14 protein-coding genes are annotated in these 16,814 nt (G+C 61.8%); 12 read left to right on the top strand and 2 right to left on the bottom strand.

From position 1 onward, the window contains the following. Positions 1-72: 72 nt before the first annotated feature. The 12 genes from FEZ21_RS13100 to FEZ21_RS13045 all read left to right on the top strand — a co-directional run bounded on the left by FEZ21_RS13100 (position 73) and on the right by FEZ21_RS13045 (position 15,019). Positions 73-435, top strand: coding sequence for a hypothetical protein (locus FEZ21_RS13100; protein WP_003444723.1), 363 nt, complete (start codon positions 73-75; stop codon positions 433-435). Positions 436-485: 50 nt separating this feature from the next. Then, complete coding sequence (locus FEZ21_RS13095) at positions 486-1,235, top strand: amidohydrolase (protein ID WP_160627394.1); 750 nt, start codon at positions 486-488, stop codon at positions 1,233-1,235. Between the two features lie 32 nt (positions 1,236-1,267). Beyond that, positions 1,268-2,443, top strand: a complete 1,176-nt coding sequence (locus FEZ21_RS13090) for an MFS transporter (protein WP_160627392.1) — start codon at positions 1,268-1,270, stop codon at positions 2,441-2,443. Between the two features lie 187 nt (positions 2,444-2,630). Next, positions 2,631-3,590 (top strand): MoxR family ATPase, encoded by a 960-nt coding sequence (locus tag FEZ21_RS13085; RefSeq protein WP_003444726.1) that lies wholly within the window; start codon positions 2,631-2,633, stop codon positions 3,588-3,590. A 3-nt stretch (positions 3,591-3,593) separates the two neighbouring features. Further along, positions 3,594-4,538, top strand: coding sequence for a DUF58 domain-containing protein (locus tag FEZ21_RS13080; RefSeq protein ID WP_003444727.1), 945 nt, complete (start codon positions 3,594-3,596; stop codon positions 4,536-4,538). Continuing rightward, the gene (locus FEZ21_RS13075) at positions 4,535-5,029 is read left to right on the top strand and encodes a DUF4381 domain-containing protein (RefSeq protein ID WP_003444728.1); all 495 of its coding nucleotides are present in this window, start codon (positions 4,535-4,537) and stop codon (positions 5,027-5,029) included. Before FEZ21_RS13080 ends, FEZ21_RS13075 begins: the two co-directional genes overlap by 4 nt. Continuing rightward, a complete protein-coding gene (locus FEZ21_RS13070; protein WP_010657353.1) occupies positions 5,022-6,098 on the top strand; it encodes a VWA domain-containing protein in 1,077 nt (358 codons plus the stop codon). The genes FEZ21_RS13075 and FEZ21_RS13070 overlap by 8 nt, the downstream gene beginning before the upstream one ends. Further along, positions 6,095-7,837: a VWA domain-containing protein gene (locus tag FEZ21_RS13065; protein WP_160627390.1), complete on the top strand. Its 1,743-nt coding sequence runs from the start codon at positions 6,095-6,097 to the stop codon at positions 7,835-7,837. Before FEZ21_RS13070 ends, FEZ21_RS13065 begins: the two co-directional genes overlap by 4 nt. After that, a complete protein-coding gene (locus FEZ21_RS13060; RefSeq protein WP_160627388.1) occupies positions 7,834-9,468 on the top strand; it encodes a BatD family protein in 1,635 nt (544 codons plus the stop codon). Before FEZ21_RS13065 ends, FEZ21_RS13060 begins: the two co-directional genes overlap by 4 nt. A gap of 90 nt (positions 9,469-9,558) precedes the next feature. Then, positions 9,559-10,803, top strand: coding sequence for an exonuclease SbcCD subunit D C-terminal domain-containing protein (locus FEZ21_RS13055; protein ID WP_003444736.1), 1,245 nt, complete (start codon positions 9,559-9,561; stop codon positions 10,801-10,803). Beyond that, positions 10,800-14,441: an AAA family ATPase gene (locus tag FEZ21_RS13050; protein WP_160627386.1), complete on the top strand. Its 3,642-nt coding sequence runs from the start codon at positions 10,800-10,802 to the stop codon at positions 14,439-14,441. The genes FEZ21_RS13055 and FEZ21_RS13050 overlap by 4 nt, the downstream gene beginning before the upstream one ends. Further along, positions 14,438-15,019 carry a glutathione S-transferase gene (locus tag FEZ21_RS13045; protein WP_003444738.1) on the top strand — a complete coding sequence of 194 codons (582 nt, stop codon included), beginning with the start codon at positions 14,438-14,440 and terminating at the stop codon, positions 15,017-15,019. The genes FEZ21_RS13050 and FEZ21_RS13045 overlap by 4 nt, the downstream gene beginning before the upstream one ends. An 82-nt stretch (positions 15,020-15,101) precedes the next feature. Here the strand turns inward: FEZ21_RS13045 and FEZ21_RS13040 are convergent, their stop codons facing one another. Next, positions 15,102-15,641 carry a cytochrome b gene (locus tag FEZ21_RS13040; RefSeq protein WP_160627384.1) on the bottom strand — a complete coding sequence of 180 codons (540 nt, stop codon included), beginning with the start codon at positions 15,639-15,641 and terminating at the stop codon, positions 15,102-15,104. After that, positions 15,638-16,720 (bottom strand): catalase family peroxidase, encoded by a 1,083-nt coding sequence (locus FEZ21_RS13035; RefSeq protein ID WP_127196906.1) that lies wholly within the window; start codon positions 16,718-16,720, stop codon positions 15,638-15,640. The genes FEZ21_RS13040 and FEZ21_RS13035 overlap by 4 nt, the downstream gene beginning before the upstream one ends. Positions 16,721-16,814: the final 94 nt, after the last annotated feature.

The raw sequence follows: 16,814 nt of genomic DNA, 5'->3' as shown, positions 1-16,814 counted from the left end.
AAATCTGTGCAGGCTGGCAAAATCAACTTTTATTCAGCCGATACATGCGCCCGCAGCGCCAGGATTCCCCCCATGCAAATCACCACCCCGCTCCTCATGGCCAACCCGTGCGACGACGAAGAAGACAACATGGCCATGCTGTGTTGCCACAGCGAACAGGGCGAAATGTTCCTGATGACCCGCTATCCGGACGAAGACGAACTGGAAATCACCTTCGGCGACGTTGACGGACCTTCGGTTCTGGAAGGGGTAAAAGCCACCCTGAGCCCTACCCGCCTGCTGATTGAAATCAGTCCGTCTGACGCTGACGCCCTCAATGGCGACGATCATATCGAGATCCTTCACAGCGCAGACCCAAGCGAGCTGGCCGAAATCGAACAAACCCTGCACAACATCCTCAAAGGCACCGGCACCTACGTCAGCGAACTGGGCTGAACCACCTGACCACAACAACTGCTTACCCCTGAAACGCAGGTAATGCCGCCATGCGCCCGATCTTCGATGCTCACTGCCATATCATCGACAGCGCCTATCCGCTGATCCCGAACAACGGCTATATGCCCGAGTTTTTCAGTGTCGATGATTACCAGGAACGTACCCGCCCCCTGGGCATCGTCGGCGGGGCCGTGGTCTCGGGATCTTTTCAGGGTTTCGATCAGACTTACCTGATCGCTGCACTGAACCGCCTGGGCCCGGGCTTCGTGGGGGTAACGCAACTGCCCGCCAGCGTCACCGATACCCAGTTGCAAACCCTGGACCGGCATGGTGTTCGCGCCTTGCGCTTCAATCTCAAGCGCGGCGGTTCCGAGCAACTGGACCAGCTCGAATCCCTGGCCAAAAGGGTGCATGACTGCGTGGGCTGGCATTCGGAGTTGTATATCGACTCGCGGGAACTGCCAGCCATTGAAACCCGGCTGCTGCGCTTGCCAGCCCTGAGCATCGATCACCTGGGGCTGAGCCATGAAGGCTTGCCCAGCCTGCTGCGCCTGGCCGGGCACGGGGTTCGGGTCAAAGCCTGCGGTTTTGGCCGGGTAGATTTCGCGCTGCCCGGCGTACTGCGACAGATTCACAGCGCCAACCCCCATGCACTGATGTTTGGCAGCGACTTGCCGTCGACCCGCGCGCCCCGCCCCTTTGCAGACAGCGACATAGTCCTGTTGAGCGATGCCCTGGGTGAGGACGGCGCCGCGCGGGCCCTGTGGCATAACGCCCGGGAGTTTTATCGCTTGAGCTAAACAGGGTGTTTAGCCACTGACACGAGAACGGCATGCGTAAGGATTACCTGGCTTTTTTCATTTCGCTGTTTGTGTCGCGGCTTGCCGACCAGATCCTGTTATTTATCGTGCCGCTGATTGTGTTCCAGACCACCAATAGCGTGTCGTGGGCCGGACTGGCATTTTTTGTCGAGTCTTTGCCGCGCTATCTGGCGTTCCCGGTCTGCGGGGCACTCTGTGACAAATACCCCCCGGTACGCATCCTGCACATCAGCCAGGTCTATCGCGCGGTTGCCTGCGTCATCGCCGTAGGGCTTTACGCACTGTTCGACGGGATTCACTGGGTGGTCATCCTGTCAGCACTGTGCGGGGTACTGACCACCCAGGGCGTCATGGCCCGGGAGGTGCTGATGCCGCACATCTTCAAGCACTACACCTACGGCAAAACCCTGTCCTACTCGCAGATCGCCGATCAGAGCGGATTGGTTCTGGGGCCGCTGGTAGCTGCATTGCTGCTCGAAATCTGGGCCTGGCACTGGGTGGTCATGGCCGTAGCCGGACTCTTTGTTCTGGCCGATCTGGCGATGCTGTTCTGGCAACGCAATACCAGGGTCAACCTGCCAACCTTCGAGCAACACCAAGACCTCTGGCTACAGCCATTGCGCATCGCCTTCAGGCATATCCGCCAATTGGCAGAGTTGCAAAAAATCATCGTCCTGGCAGTCGGCGTCAATCTGCTGATCGGTGTCACCCTGGCCACCTCCGCGGCCATGGTCATCGGCCAATATGCGGCCGGCAAGCAGACCTATGCCGGCTTGCAGGCCGCAGGCGCGCTGACGACCATTGCCATTCTGTTTTACCTGGCGCGCTCGACCCTGTCTTTGAAAGTGCTGGGCAGCCTGTCCTACTCCATGATCGCCTGTGGCGCGCTGATCACCGCCCTGAGCCCGAATATCTGGGCCTACACCCTGGGCTTCTTGCTGATTACCGGCTTCGACAAGATGTTCAACATCTACTTTCGCAGTGTTCGCCAGAAAGTCATCCCGCCACAGGATTTTGGCAAAACCGTGGGTGTGGTCAGTTTGCTCAACAACCTGTCCCAACCCTTGGCCGGACTACTGATTGCCCTGCTGGCAGCTCCCTTGGGCACCCAGACGGTCATCCTGTGGCTGACCGGTTTGACCGCCTTGATCGGCGCCACCCTGGTGACACTGGCCAGACGCCGGTAATGGCGAGGCACAGATGAGCACTGTTCTCAACAACTCCCTGGATTTCGGATTTTTCCTTAAATATCGGATTTTTCCTTAAAAAGCTCCCCCTGCGATTAGTCCGCGACCCCTCCAATGGATTAAAGTAACGGCCCCAGCCCCGGCGTAACTCTTGCGCCGTCGGTGTCCTTTTCAGGAACAGTCAACGATGGAACATCGTGAAGCGCTGCTTGCGCTGCGAACCTTTCTCTCAACGCAGATTCTCGGTCAGGAAAAACTCATCGACCGCCTGCTGATCGCGCTGCTGGCTGACGGCCACATGCTGGTCGAGGGTGCGCCCGGCCTTGCAAAAACCAAGGCCATCAAAGAATTGGCGGAAGGGATTGAAGCGCAGTTCCATCGAATTCAGTTCACCCCCGACCTGCTCCCCGCCGACATCACCGGGACTGAAATCTATCGTCCGGAGACCGGCAGTTTCGTCTTCCAGCAAGGGCCGATTTTCCACAATCTGGTGCTGGCGGATGAAATCAATCGCGCGCCGGCCAAGGTTCAGTCGGCATTGCTCGAAGCCATGGCCGAGCGCCAGGTCAGTGTCGGGCGCAGCACCTACGAACTGTCGCCGCTGTTCCTGGTGATGGCCACGCAAAACCCGATCGAGCAGGAAGGCACCTATCCGTTGCCCGAAGCCCAGCTCGACCGCTTCCTGATGCACGTCAAAATCGGCTTCCCCGATGCGGCTGTAGAACGGCGCATCCTGCAGCAGGCCCGCGGCGAAGCGCTCAACGGTGAAACCAAACCCGAGCGCCGGGTCAGCCAGCAAGCCATTTTTGCTGCACGCAAGGAAATCCTCGGCCTGTACATGGCCGATGCAGTAGAGGAATACCTGGTGCAACTGGTCATGGCCACCCGTACTCCGGGCAAGTTCGACCCGGAAATGGCCGACTGGATCGCCTATGGCGCAAGCCCCCGCGGCTCGATTGCCCTGGACCGCTGTGCCCGGGCGCATGCCTGGCTGGCCGGACGCGACTTCGTCAGCCCCGAAGACATTCAGGCCGTGTTGTTTGACGTTCTGCGTCACCGGATCATTTTGTCGTTCGAAGCTGAAGCCGCCGGTATCGACCAGGACCGTGTGGTGCAGCGCATCCTTGACGTCGTTGCCGTCGCCTGACCCATGAACAACCCCCTGCCCGCCGAGCCCGGCATTCGCGTCACCCTTGCCGAACTGATCGAGATGCGGCACCGGGTGCGCGAAGTACAACTGTTCGCCTCCCCTGGCCAGCGCAGCCCGATGGCGGGCCTGCACCATTCAAAATTGCGCGGCCGCGGTGTGGATTTCGATCAGGTACGGGTCTATCAGGCCGGTGACGATGTGCGCACCATCGACTGGCGCGTCACGGCTCGCACCCAGGAGCCGCACACCAAAATGTTCCATGAAGAGCGCGAACGGCCGATCTTCATTCTCGCTGAACAAAGCCGGCGGCTGTTCTTTGGCTCGGGTCTGATGTTCAAGTCGGTGCTTGCAGCCCAGGCTGCCAGTCTGATCGGCTGGGCGGCACTGGGGCACAACGACCGGGTGGGCGGACTGGTATTCGGCGACCACGAACATTACGAAATCAAACCCCGGCGCAGCAAGCAGAGCCTGCTGCAACTGCTTAACCGTCTGGTACGGGTCAACCAGTCGCTGCACACCGAAGTGCAGTCCGACCGCGATGCCCTGGGCATGGCGCTGATCCGGGCGCGGGAAGTGCTGCGCCCCGGCAGCCTGGTGATTGTGATTTGCGATGAGCGCGCGCTCACCGACGCCGCCGAGCAGCAACTGAGCCTGCTGGCCCGCCATTGCGACTTGATGCTGCTGCCGCTGTCCGACCCGCTGGACCACGCCCTGCCCGCTGCCGGCCTGCTGCGCTTTGCCGAACGCGGAGCACAGCTGGAGCTGGACACCCTCAACTACGACTTGCGTCAGGCCTATCGCGCCCAGGGCGAAGCACGTATTGCGCGCTGGGCGTTGCTGGCACAAAAATTGAGCGTGATGCTGATGCCGTTGAGCACACAAAGTGAAATGATCGAGCAATTGCGTGAATACCTGAACGCCAAACGCCCCGGCAAACCATTATGAAAGACCTGGAACAGTTGCAGCCCCTGATCCAGCCGCCCGTGATCGGCTTCTGGCCGCCTGCGCCCGGCTGGTGGCTGCTGCTGATCCTCCTTGCGGCCCTGGCCTGGGGCCTGTGGTGGCTACGCCGGTATCTGCCGGTCAAGCGCCAGCCGCGCAGGGCCGAGCAGCCTCTGGACCCGGTGCGGCTGGCGGCGCTTGAAGAGCTTGCAGGTTTCCCCAAACCCTACGACGGCGCACCGGCCGGAGCCTGGCTGCAACAACTCAACGGCCTGCTCAAACGCCTGTGCCGCAACCACTACCCCTACAGCCAGAGCCACACGCTCAATGGCCGAAAATGGCTGGCATTCCTCGACAACCGCTGTCCGGCGGCCGGTCTGACGCGCTGGATGGTGCTGGTTGAAGGGGCCTACAAGCCCGAATGCAAGCTTGATGACAAGGCGATTGCCGGCCTCAATCAAGCGGTTGAAACCTGGATTCGCAAACATGTTTGAGTTCGCCTGGCCCTGGCTGTTCGCCCTGTTGCCGCTGCCCTGGCTGATGCGCCTGGTGCTGCCGGCCGCCGACAGCGGCGAGGCCGCACTCAAAGTCAGTTTTCTGTCTGACCTGGAAGAGCTGGCCCGGCGCAAAGCCCGCGCAACAATGCCTTCATTGCGCCAGCAAATTCCGTTTTTGCTCTTATGGCTGCTGCTGCTGACCGCTGCCGCGCGGCCACAGTGGCTGGGTGAGCCACTGCCCATTGCCGCCAGCGGCCGGGATTTGCTGGTGGCGGTGGATGTTTCCGGCTCCATGGACTTCCCCGACATGCAATGGCACAACGAAGACATCAGTCGTCTCGATCTGGTCAAAAGCCTGCTCGGGGACTTCCTGGAAAACCGCGAAGGCGACCGCGTAGGCCTGATCCTGTTCGGCAGTCAGGCCTATCTGCAAGCGCCTTTGACCTTCGACCGCCACACCGTCCACACCTGGCTGGATGAAGCGCGAATCGGCATTGCCGGTAAAAACACCGCCATCGGCGACGCCATTGGCCTGGCCCTCAAGCGCTTGCGCCAGCGCCCGGCACAGAGTCGAGTGTTGATTCTGGTGACCGACGGGGCCAACAACGGCGGGCAGATCGACCCGCTGACTGCCGCCCGCCTTGCCGCCGAGGAAGGGGTCAGAATTTATCCGATCGGCATCGGCGCCGACCCTGCCCAAAGCAGTGCCAAGGGCATGTTCAGCATCAATCCCGGGGTGGATCTGGACGAACCGGCCCTGCAGGAAATTGCCAAAGTCACCGGCGGTCAGTACTTCCGGGCCCGCGATGGTCAGGAGCTGGCCGCCATCAAAGACACCCTCGACCGACTGGAGCCCGTCGCCCAGCAGCCGACCCAGGCCCGTCCGGTACAGGCACTTTACAGCTGGCCATTGGCCGGTGCCCTGCTGCTGAGCGTGCTGCTGGTGATACGGGAACTGTGGCCAAACAATCCACTGCAACGCTGGCTGAGCAAGGAACATTTTCTGCAACAACATCCTCACTGGCGTTCGCAGCTCAAACGTCTGCGTCTGCGGAGGCGCCGATGAGCACGCTCTGGCCCCACTGGTTCCGTCCCGAATGGCTGTTGCTCTTGCCGCTGCTGTGCTGGTTGCTGTGGAAACTCTGGCACCGACAAAAACGTGCGGGGCGCTGGCAGATGATTCTGCCGGTGGCCTTCCATCGCGTACTGCTCAGTGGCGGCAGCGGGCGTAACAGCAAACTGCCCTGGATCGCCCTGGGACTGGCCTGGCTGCTAGCCCTGCTGGCACTGCTGGGCCCAAGCTGGGAGCGGGTTGAGCAATCCACCCAAAAGCCTGCCGATCCGTTGGTGGTGATGTTGCAGCTCACTCCGGAGATGCTGGCCACGGACAAAAATCCAAACCGGCTGGAGCAGGCGCGACGCAAACTCTACGACCTGTTGCAAAGCCGCAGCGATGCGCAAACGGCCGTCATTGTCTACGCCGGCAGCGCCCATACCCTGGTGCCGCTGTCCGATGACCTGTCCACCAGCCGCAACCTGCTCGAAGCGCTCAAGCCCTCCATCATGCCGCAGCCGGGCCATCGCGCCGATCTGGCGGTGGCCAAAGCCCTCAAGCTGCTGGATCAGGGGGCCCTGGGCCAGGGCCGCTTGCTGCTTATCACCTCATCGCTCAGCGAACAGGAGCGCGAGGGCATCAGCCAGGTCTTGAAGGGCCATACCCCGCAGTTACTGATGCTCGGCATCGGCAGTCGTGAGGGTGCGCCGGTGGTTGATGAAAACGGCCAGTTTCTCAAGGACGACCAGGGCGCCATCCTCATGCCCCGTCTCGACAGCGCGGCCCTGCGGGCCTTCGCCCTCGAAGTTGACGGCCGCTACCGCCAGGCGCGCCTGGACGACAACGACTTGCGCGGCCTGGGCCTGCTCGACGGGCCCCGGCAGTTACGCAATAACGGCCAGACCCTGCAACTGGACACCTGGGCCGACCAGGGCTACTGGTTGCTGCTGCCACTGTTGCTGTTGGCAGCCTGCGCAGGCCGCCGCGGCTGGCTGCTGTGCCTGCCGTTGTTATTGATGCTGCCCCAGCCCGGTTACGCCATGAGCTTCACCGACCTGTGGCTGCGCCCCGACCAGCAAGGTCAGCGTTTACTGGAGCAGAAGAAACCGTTGCAAGCCGTCGAGCACTTCGAGGACGCGCAATGGCAAGGCGTTGCCCTGTATCAAGCGGGCGATTACGCCGCTGCGGCTCAGCGCTTTGCCGAGTCCAACACCGCCAGCGCCCACTATAATCGCGGCAATGCGCTGGCCAAGGGCGGTCAACTGGAAGCGGCCATCGACGCCTATGAACAAGCTCTGGAGTTGCAACCGGACTTGCAGGTAGCGGCACAGAACAAAGCCCTGATCGAAAAAGTGCTCGAACAAAAAAACGCCGAGGCCACTCCGCCGGCCGACAACAAACCCGAGACTGACTCAGAACCGGAACCGGCGCCTGCCATCAGCACCCGTAACAGCAGCGCCTCGGGTGACAGCGCGCAGCAGCAGGAAAACAGTTCGGCCACCGAGCCGGATGCTGCGGCAAACAACAACGATTCCCCGGAACCGCCTCCGCCAGCCAGCAATCCAGAGCCCGGCAGCGAATCCACCGACGATACGACCACCCGCCCCCCGGCGCCGACGTCAGACCACCTGGACGAGGAGCATCGCCAGGCACTGGAACAATGGCTCAGACAGATTCCCGACAACCCCAGCGAATTGTTGCGACGGAAATTTTGGTACGAACAGCAGCAACATCAGGACTCGCCCCAATGAACCGCATTTGCGCCTTGCTTCTCCTGCTCTGCTGCTGGACCGTGCCGGCCCATGCGCTCGGGCTGGTTGCCAGTGTTGATCGCAATCAACTCAACTCCGGCGAAACCGTCGAGCTGACCCTTCAATCAAACGACGCCACCCTGTTCGGCAAACCGGATCTGACACCGCTCCAGGCCCTGTTCGATGTCCGGGGTACGCGCCAGGTCAACCAACTGACCGACCTCAGCGAAGACAACAAGGCCAACACCCGCTGGATCATCACCTTGCAGCCCAAAAGCACCGGCACCGTGATTATTCCGCCGCTGCAGGTCGGTGCCTACCACAGCCTGCCCATCAGCCTGACGGTCACTCAAAGCATCCGCAGCGACAACGAGCTGGCGCCGGTATTTATCGAAGCCGTCCTCGACCAGCCAAGCGTCTACGTTCAGGCCCAGGCAATACTGACCCTGCGCATCTACCACTCGGTTGCCCTGTACGACGACAGCAGCCTGACCCCCTTGCACCTGACAGACGCCATTGTCGAACAACTGGGCGAGTCGCGGACCTACGAGAAATTGATCAATGGGGTACGCCACGGCGTGATTGAACTGCGCTACGGCATTTACCCGCAGAAAAGCGGCGAGCTGATCATCCCGGCCCAGACGTTCAGCGCTACCCAGGTTGACAGCCAGCAAGCCGCCGCCCCTGCCCCGCTGGGCCCCAAGCCTGGAAAAATGGTGCATGTGAGCACAGCCGACATCCCGCTGACGGTCAAACCCAAACCTGCGGACTATCCGGCCAACTCGCCCTGGCTGCCAGCACGCAGCCTTAGCGTCAGTGAGTCGTGGAACCCCGAGCCGGATCACTGCCAGGTCGGCGAATCATTGACCCGTACCCTCACCCTCAAGGCTGAAGGTCTGTCCAGCGCCCAGCTGCCGCCCCTGCCCGCCACCGATGTAAACGGATTGCGCCGCTACCCGGACCTGCCGCAACTAAGCAATCAGATCACCGAAAACGGCCTGGTGGGCAGCCGTGAAGAACGCGAGGCTCTGGTCCCCTCCCGGGTCGGCCAGGTTGAATTGCCTGCCGTCGAAGTGGTCTGGTGGAACACCCATGAAGACAGCCTGGAACGTAGTTACCTGCCTGCACGGACCTTACAGGTAGCCGCCAACCCGAATCTGGCGCTGGATACACCGGTCAGCACCCTGCCTGCGGCAATGAATGACGACTCCACATTGTGGCGCTGGCAACTGAGCACCTTTATCCTCGCCTGCACCACCCTCGCAGGTTTCGGCCTGTGGTGGCGCGCGCGCTGGCAGCCGGCCATTTTACGGGCCGCGCAAACCGGTCCCAGCCCCCGCACCCTGCTCGATGATCTCAAGCGTGCCTGCCTTGCCAACGACCCGCAGGCCACCCGCCAGGCACTCGATGCCTGGGCCCGGCAACAGCCGGAAACCCTGGCCGAAATGGCCGCGCGGTTTGTACTGCTGTCCGATGCCCTGGATGGTCTCAATGGCGCGCTCTACAGCGAAACCGGTCAGCACTGGCAGGGTGAAGAACTGTGGAAGGCCATTCGCAGCATTCCTGCCGCCGAACGTGAGCACGATGCGGGCAGCGAGCCGAGCAGCCTGCCACCGCTCTACCCCAAATAATTTCCAGCCGGCCCCGCGCCCGTGTGTGTACCGGGGCCGGTTTTGCGTCCAGCCTGCGCTGGACGAAGCCCATTTTTTACGGACTCTGTCATGCGCCTGTTTCACACTTCCGACTGGCACCTGGGGCAAAACCTCCATGGCCAGGAACGCGACTTCGAACACGCTTGCTTTCTGAGCTGGCTATTGAGCCAACTGGCCGACCAGCAACCGGACGTGCTGCTGATTGCCGGTGACATCTTCGACACCGTCAACCCGCCGGTCAAAGCCCAGGAACGGCTCTACGACTTTATCGTCAGCGCCCATGAGCAACAGCCCGGCCTGACCATCGTGATGATTGCCGGCAACCACGACTCCGGATCCCGGATTGAGCTGCCGGCTCCCTTGATGCGCCGCCTGCGGGCCCATGCCCTGGGCCGGGTGCTGTGGCTCGACGACGGGCGGCTGGACGCAGAACGCCTGCTGATCCCGCTCCCCGATGCCTCTGGCGAAATTGCCGGCTGGTGCCTGGCGCTGCCGTTTCTGCGGCCCGCCGAAGTCACCGGCGCCCATCTGGGGGATGACTACCTGCGCGGCATCGGCCAGGTCCATGAATGGCTGATCGCCGCCGCCAACGCCCGGCGCAAGCCAGGCCAGGCCCTGATCGCCATCAGCCATGCGCACATGGCCGGCGGTTCGGTCTCGCAAGACTCCGAGCGCAGCCTGATCATCGGCAACGCCGAAGCCCTGCCCGCCAGCCTGTTCGGCCCCAGCATCAGCTATGTCGCCCTGGGGCATTTGCATAAACCCCAGCGAGTGAATGGTGAAGAACGCATTCGCTACTGCGGATCTCCAATTCCGTTGTCATTCTCGGAAATCGGCTACCAACATCAAATCCTCGATGTGCAACTGGATGGCGAAACCCTGGTCAGTGTCGAACCGCGCCTGATCCCGCGGGCCGTCAACCTGCAGCGCATTGGCCCGGCCCCCTTGGCGCAAGTCCTTGAGCAACTGGCCGAACTGCCAGACATCGACTTGCTGGCCGATCCCCAGCGTCAGCCCTGGCTCGAAGTACGGGTCAAACTTGACGAGCCGCAACCCGATCTGCGCCAGCAAATTGAAACCGCGCTGCAGGGAAAATCGGTTCGCCTGGTGCGCATCGCTGCCGAGTACGCCGGCAGTGGTCGGCGCGCCGACGAGGATGACGCCAATGGCCTGATCGAACTCGATCAACTGACTCCCCGGGAACTGTTCAGCCGCGCCTGGCAGGAAAATTACGGCAGTGAAGCCGACGAGCAAACCCTCAACGACTTCGCGCTGTTGCTGCAAGAAGTACAGCTGGAAGGTGAACAACCATGAAAATCCTGGCCATTCGCCTGAAGAACCTCGCCTCGCTGGCCGGCCCCTTTGAGCTGGACTTCACCGCCGAGCCCCTGGCCAGTGCCGGACTGTTTGCCATAACCGGCCCCACCGGGGCCGGCAAAAGTACCTTGCTCGACGCATTGTGCCTGGCACTGTTTGGTGCCGTTCCGCGCCTGAGCAACACCGGGCGCGATGCCAAGGTGCCGGATGCCGATGGCGAAGTGGCCACCGGCGACCCTCGTACCCTGCTGCGTCGCGGCACCGGTGAAGGCTATGCCGAAGTCGACTTTGTCGGCATCGACGGCCGCCGTTACCGGGCCCGCTGGGAAGCCAACCGCGCCCGGGAGAAAGCCGCCGGCAAACTGCAGGCCAGCCGCCAAAGCCTGCGCGACCTCGACAGCGACCAACTGCTGGCCAGCCAGAAAGGCGATTACAAAGTGCAGCTCGAAGCGCGTCTGGGGCTCAACTTCGAGCAGTTCACCCGCGCCGTGATGCTGGCCCAGAGCGAGTTCAGCGCCTTTCTCAAAGCCGATGACAACGAGCGCAGCGAACTGCTGGAAAAACTCACCGACACCGCGCTCTACACCCGGCTGGGTAAACGGGCCTTCGACAAGGCCAAAGAAGCCCGGGACAACCACAAGCAGTTGCTGGACCAGGCCGTTGGTGTGACCCCCTTGACCCCTGAAGCCCGCGTCGAATTGGACCAGCAGTACGACGAAGCCCGGCAACAGCTGAAAAACCGGCAGAGCCAGCTCAAGCAGCTGGAGCAACAGCACAGCTGGCTTAAAACCCTGCGCGAGCTGCAAGAGCAACAACACAGTGCCGCCGAGCAACTGCAACAGGCGCAAACCCTGTGGCAGAGCCAGGCCGACCAGCGCCAGACCCTCAACCTGCTGGAGCAATTGGCACCGCAACGCCATCAATTTGCCCGACTGGCCGAGCTTGAGGCACAGCTCAGCCCGCTGGCCGCACACATTGCTGCTCATCTGCAGCAACAAACCGCACTCAACCAGCGCCAGGGGCAACTGCAACAAGCGCTACAAACAGCGCAACTGGAGGCCACCCAGGCTCAGGCCCGACAACGCGAGTGCGCACCCCGGGTGCAGCAGGCACATTTGGCCCAGGCCAACCTCAGTCGCCTGACGCAAGCCCTCGACGCCCAGCAAGTCCTCATGCAACAAGCGCAACAGGCCTGTGACGAGGGCCAGCAAGGGCTGGCCCGGATGGTCGAGCACCAGCAACAAGGTGCCGGGCGCATTGAGCACATCACCCGGCAACTGGAGCAAAGTGCTGAACTGACGCCATTGGCCAATGCCTGGGACGCCTATCGCCCGCGCCTGCAGCAACTGGTTCGCCTGAGCAACAACCTCGGCACCGGTAATAAAGAACTGCCCGCCCTTGAACAACGGGCGCAGCTGGCGGCGCAACAACTCAACGAATTGCGCAACACTCTGGAAATACTGTTCCAGGAGGCCGAAGCCGAGCCGCAGGCCGTCAATGAGCAAATCCAGACCCTGGGCAGCCTGCTCTCCGACAACCATCAGCAACAACGCGCGTTCGAAGACTTGCAGCGCCTGTGCAGCAGCCAGCTTGCACTGGAGGCCCGCTTGCAGGGGTTACAACTCAAGCTGCAGACCCTGCAGACCGAACGCGAACAGCTGATCGAACAAGGCACCGCGACCAAGAAACAATTCGAGTCGGCCGAGCAGGCCCTGCTGGTCACCCAACAGCTACTGGAACGCCAGCGACTGGCTCGCAGCGCCAGCGTCGAAGAACTGCGCGCCCGGCTGCAGGATGACCAGCCGTGTCCGGTTTGCGGCAGTCATGAGCACCCCTATCACCAGCCAGAAGTACTGTTGCAGAGCCTTTCACGCTTTGACGAGGAAGAAGAGGCCAGCGCCCGCAAGGTGGTCGACGGCCTTAAAGAAACCTTGATTCAGTTGCGCGAAAAAGTCGGCGGGGTGAACGCCCAGCACCGCGAGTTCCTCCAGCAACATCAGCACATCCTCGACGAACAACAGGCCCTGGCTCCCGGCCTTGAGGCGCATCCGCTGTATCCGCAATGGCTGGCACAAGATCCGGCCAGGCGTGAGCAGTGGCTGACCCAGCGCCTGGGCCAGTTGCAACACAGCATCAACCAGGATCAACAGCGCCAGAACACCCTGCTGGCCCTGCAAAAAGAAGCCGCACAATTACAGCAGCAAGTGCAGCGCAGTACCGAGGCCAGCCAGATGGCCGCGCAACAGCTGGCCGAGCAACGCCTGCACCTGCAAGCCGACAAGCAGCGCCTTGGCGATGAGCTGGCGGAATTCGCCGGCCTGTTGCCCGAGGCGACTCTCGCAGCGCTGCGCGATAATCCGTCAGCCTGTTTTATGGCGCTTGACCAGCAAGTGGCCGATCGACTGGCGCAACTCGAGCAACTGCGCGATGAACAATCGGAGCAGGCGCAACGGGCGAGCCAAATCGAGCGGGCGCAGTATCAGCAAGCCAATATCACTAAAGAGCTCGAAACCCTGCAACGCAGCGTGCTCGAACTGACCGCGCAACAGCAGTCGGGCCAGCAGGCCCTCCATGAGCTACTGGGCGATTACAGCAGTGCGCAACTATGGCAACACAGCCTGGAACAGGCAGTGGAACAGGCCCGTGTGGCCCAGACCGAAGCAGAGCAGGCCGTGCAGACCTGCGCCAACCAGTTGCTGCAACTGACCGCCGAGCTCAAGGCGCAACAGCAACACCAGCACGCACTGCAACAGGAACACAGCACCCTCAGTGCTCAGGTTGCGCAATGGCGTGCGCAGCACAGCGAACTGGATGACAGCCGTTTGCAACAGTTGCTGAGCATTGACGAAGCGCAATTGCGTCAGTTGCGCCTGCAACTGCAAAACAGCGAGAAGGCCGTAGAGCAAGCCCGCGTTCTGTTGCAGGAGCGCGACCAACGTCTGAATCAGCATCAGGCCCAGGCCAACGGCAACCTTGACGCCCAGGCACTGGACAGCGCCCTGAATGAGCTGCACGGCCTGATCAACACCAGCGAACAGCAATCTGCGGAGTTACGTGCCCGGCAAGCCGAAGACCAGCGCCGCCAGGAGGCCAACCAGGCACTGGCGCAACGCATCAGCCAGGCCTATGACGAATGGCAGCGCTGGGCACGGCTCAATGCCCTGATCGGTTCCGCCACCGGCGACACCTTCCGCAAAATCGCTCAGGCCTACAACCTCGATTTGCTGGTGCACCACGCCAATGCACAGCTGCGCCAACTGGTGCGCCGCTATCGCCTCAAACGCGGCGGCAGCATGCTCGGCCTGCTGGTAATGGATACCGAAATGGGCGACGAACTGCGTTCAGTCCACTCGTTGTCCGGCGGTGAGACCTTCCTGGTGTCACTGGCTCTGGCCCTGGGTCTGGCGTCAATGGCGTCCAGCACGCTGAAAATCGAATCACTGTTTATCGACGAAGGCTTCGGCAGTCTCGATCCCGAGTCGCTGCAACTGGCAATGGATGCCCTCGATGGGCTGCAGGCCCAGGGCCGCAAAGTCGGAGTAATTTCCCATGTCCAGGAAATGCACGAGCGCATCCCCGTGCAAATTCAAGTGCGCCGTCAAGGCAACGGCCTGAGCACCGTGGAGGTCAAATGACCCTGCTCTATTCCTTCCGTCGCTGCCCCTATGCCATGCGGGCGCGCATGGCCTTGCACTACAGCGGCGTACCGGTGTCGATTGTGGAAGTCAGCCTCAAGGCCAAACCTGCCGAAATGCTGGCAGCCTCGCCAAAAGGCACAGTACCGGTACTGGTGTGCGCCGATGGCAGGGTCATCGAACAAAGCCTGGACATCATGCACTGGGCACTTGAGCAGCATGATCCGGAGCATTGGCGACAAGGGGCCTGGGGGGAGCTGATTGAAGAAAACGACAGCCGCTTCAAGGCCAGTCTGGATCGTTACAAATACGCCAACCGATATCCCGAATACCCGATGGAGTATTACCGGGGCCAGGGGGAAGCCTTTTTACAACGCCTGGAAGATTTGCTTGAACAGACGCCGTATCTCGCCGGGCCGCGATTGAGCCTGGCTGATGTGGCCCTTGCGCCATTTGTGCGGCAGTTTGCCCACGTCGATCGAGACTGGTTCGAGCAAGCACCCTACCCGCGCCTGAGAGCGTGGCTGGAGCGGTTTCTGGCAAGCGAGTTATTCACCTCAATCATGGCCAGGTCCTGAACCCAAACCTGCAGGAGCGAGCTTTTCCTGGATCAAAAGCTCGCGAGGCAAGCTCGCTCCTACAGGGGCTTCCAGGGCAACGTCAGTCCTTACCGCGCGCCATGCTTTGCAGCACCCCGTCCCGGCGAATCCAGCCATGGAACAACGCCGCGGCCAAATGCAGCAATACGGTAAAAAACAGCAAATACGCCAAATAGGTATGGGCCTTGCGCAAAAAGGCAAAGGTGCCGGGACTGGCCGGCACTATCCCGGGCAGCTGCAAGGAACTGCTGAGCATCACCGGATCACCCGCTGCCGAAATCATCGCCCAGCCCACAATCGGCAAGCAGAACATCAACCCGTACAGCAACAGGTGAGACATCCTGGCCGCCAATACCTGGACCGCCGGCAGATCCGCCGGCAACCCTGGCTGGCGGGTTGAAAAGCGCACAAACAGGCGTACGACTACCAGCAGCAGTATCGCAATGCCCAGAGGCTTGTGCAGATTCAACAGCCATTCATGGCGCTCGGACACCGATGCCGCCATGCCCGCACCAATAAACAACATGGCGATAACCATCACCGCCATCAACCAGTGCAGAAAACGCGCCACCGGGGCGAAATGTGAGACTGGAGCGCTCATGGCCGTTTCTCCTGGGAAAGCTGATCGACTTCACTGGTGCGCCGCAGATACGAACTGGCATAGGCCGCCGAACGTGCCGCCAGCAACGGGTCATCCGAAGGTTCAATGCCCCTTGGCAGGATCAGCGGGTCATAGTTGATATCGCGACATTCTCCCGAGTTCTGTTGCTCGGCCTGTTGCAACACCAGGGTGCCGGCGTTGATCACCTTGCGCCCGGCAGGCCAGGCCTTGCTGGCGTCATTGACCGGGTCACCGGCCTCGGCCAGGGTCAGGTTGAGCTGCCATTTCAGCGGCCCTGCGGCCAGGCGCCGGGTCAGGTCCTGTTCCAGATAGTCAGCATCATCGGGCGCCGTGGCGCCCGGGGCATCCTGGCCTTCAGGTACTACGCCCCAGCGCACGGCCTGACGTTGCCCGGCAGCATTGACCAGATAAAACGCATTGATCCCGTTATAGCTTTCGGTGGCGAAGCTGGCTGATGGCTTCGCGGTTTTGACCCACTGCAGGAACGGGGCTGATTCAGGGTGCGCCGCAAAAAAACCGGGCATGGCCCCGGGCCGGGGTTTACCGGTTGCCGGATCCGGCGCGCCGGCTTGCAGCATCTGGTAGAACGCCTCGGGGGTGCCCACTGCAAACACCGGCATGCTGTTCATGCCCGTGCGCCATTGCTGGCCGTTGGCCTCGGTGAAGCGCAGCGCCAGGCTGCGTATCGGCACACTGCTATCGGGCGCGTACGGATTGCCGCTGGGCAAGGCAAAGCGCCCCACCACCGGGGTGCGCCCGTCCTCGAAAACCTGGGCCCGGGACAAACCCTGGGCATTGCCGTTGCTCTGGAAATACCCCACCACGCAGATACCCTTGGCATGGTTGCGTCGGTACCCCGGATACACACCGTTGTTGTGCTCCAGCGCATTGACCAGGGTTTTAGGGCGCAGGCGCTGGGAATCCAGCGTACCGTTGACGTAATAAAACGCCCCGGCCATGACCACCACAACAACACCGATCCCGGCCAGACGCAGCATCACACTGGCCGGGCTCAACGGTGGCTTGGCAGGCCGCACGGGCGGCAATTGATCTACCATAAAAAACTCCAGGGCCATGGGGCCGTCAGGTGGATTGCCTATGAGACGAAGGCCGGACCGGCTTATTCCCGCAGTAGAGGAATGTTTTTCAGGC

Origin of the sequence: Pseudomonas sp. 9.1(2019) (assembly GCF_009910445.1) — a bacterium.
Taxonomy (GTDB): domain Bacteria; phylum Pseudomonadota; class Gammaproteobacteria; order Pseudomonadales; family Pseudomonadaceae; genus Aquipseudomonas; species Aquipseudomonas paraversuta.
Note: the sequence above shows the minus strand (reverse complement) of the source record. Positions and strands in the feature narration are given on the sequence as shown.

Coding starts and splice junctions, on each gene's coding strand:
- FEZ21_RS13050 (WP_160627386.1), top strand. CDS start 10,800: ATGAAAATCCTGGCCATTCGCCTGAAGAACCTCGCCTCGCTGGCCGGC.
- FEZ21_RS13060 (WP_160627388.1), top strand. CDS start 7,834: ATGAACCGCATTTGCGCCTTGCTTCTCCTGCTCTGCTGCTGGACCGTG.
- FEZ21_RS13095 (WP_160627394.1), top strand. CDS start 486: ATGCGCCCGATCTTCGATGCTCACTGCCATATCATCGACAGCGCCTAT.
- FEZ21_RS13090 (WP_160627392.1), top strand. CDS start 1,268: ATGCGTAAGGATTACCTGGCTTTTTTCATTTCGCTGTTTGTGTCGCGG.
- FEZ21_RS13100 (WP_003444723.1), top strand. CDS start 73: ATGCAAATCACCACCCCGCTCCTCATGGCCAACCCGTGCGACGACGAA.
- FEZ21_RS13070 (WP_010657353.1), top strand. CDS start 5,022: ATGTTTGAGTTCGCCTGGCCCTGGCTGTTCGCCCTGTTGCCGCTGCCC.
- FEZ21_RS13085 (WP_003444726.1), top strand. CDS start 2,631: ATGGAACATCGTGAAGCGCTGCTTGCGCTGCGAACCTTTCTCTCAACG.
- FEZ21_RS13065 (WP_160627390.1), top strand. CDS start 6,095: ATGAGCACGCTCTGGCCCCACTGGTTCCGTCCCGAATGGCTGTTGCTC.
- FEZ21_RS13075 (WP_003444728.1), top strand. CDS start 4,535: ATGAAAGACCTGGAACAGTTGCAGCCCCTGATCCAGCCGCCCGTGATC.
- FEZ21_RS13040 (WP_160627384.1), bottom strand. CDS start 15,641: ATGAGCGCTCCAGTCTCACATTTCGCCCCGGTGGCGCGTTTTCTGCAC.
- FEZ21_RS13080 (WP_003444727.1), top strand. CDS start 3,594: ATGAACAACCCCCTGCCCGCCGAGCCCGGCATTCGCGTCACCCTTGCC.
- FEZ21_RS13035 (WP_127196906.1), bottom strand. CDS start 16,720: ATGGTAGATCAATTGCCGCCCGTGCGGCCTGCCAAGCCACCGTTGAGC.
- FEZ21_RS13055 (WP_003444736.1), top strand. CDS start 9,559: ATGCGCCTGTTTCACACTTCCGACTGGCACCTGGGGCAAAACCTCCAT.
- FEZ21_RS13045 (WP_003444738.1), top strand. CDS start 14,438: ATGACCCTGCTCTATTCCTTCCGTCGCTGCCCCTATGCCATGCGGGCG.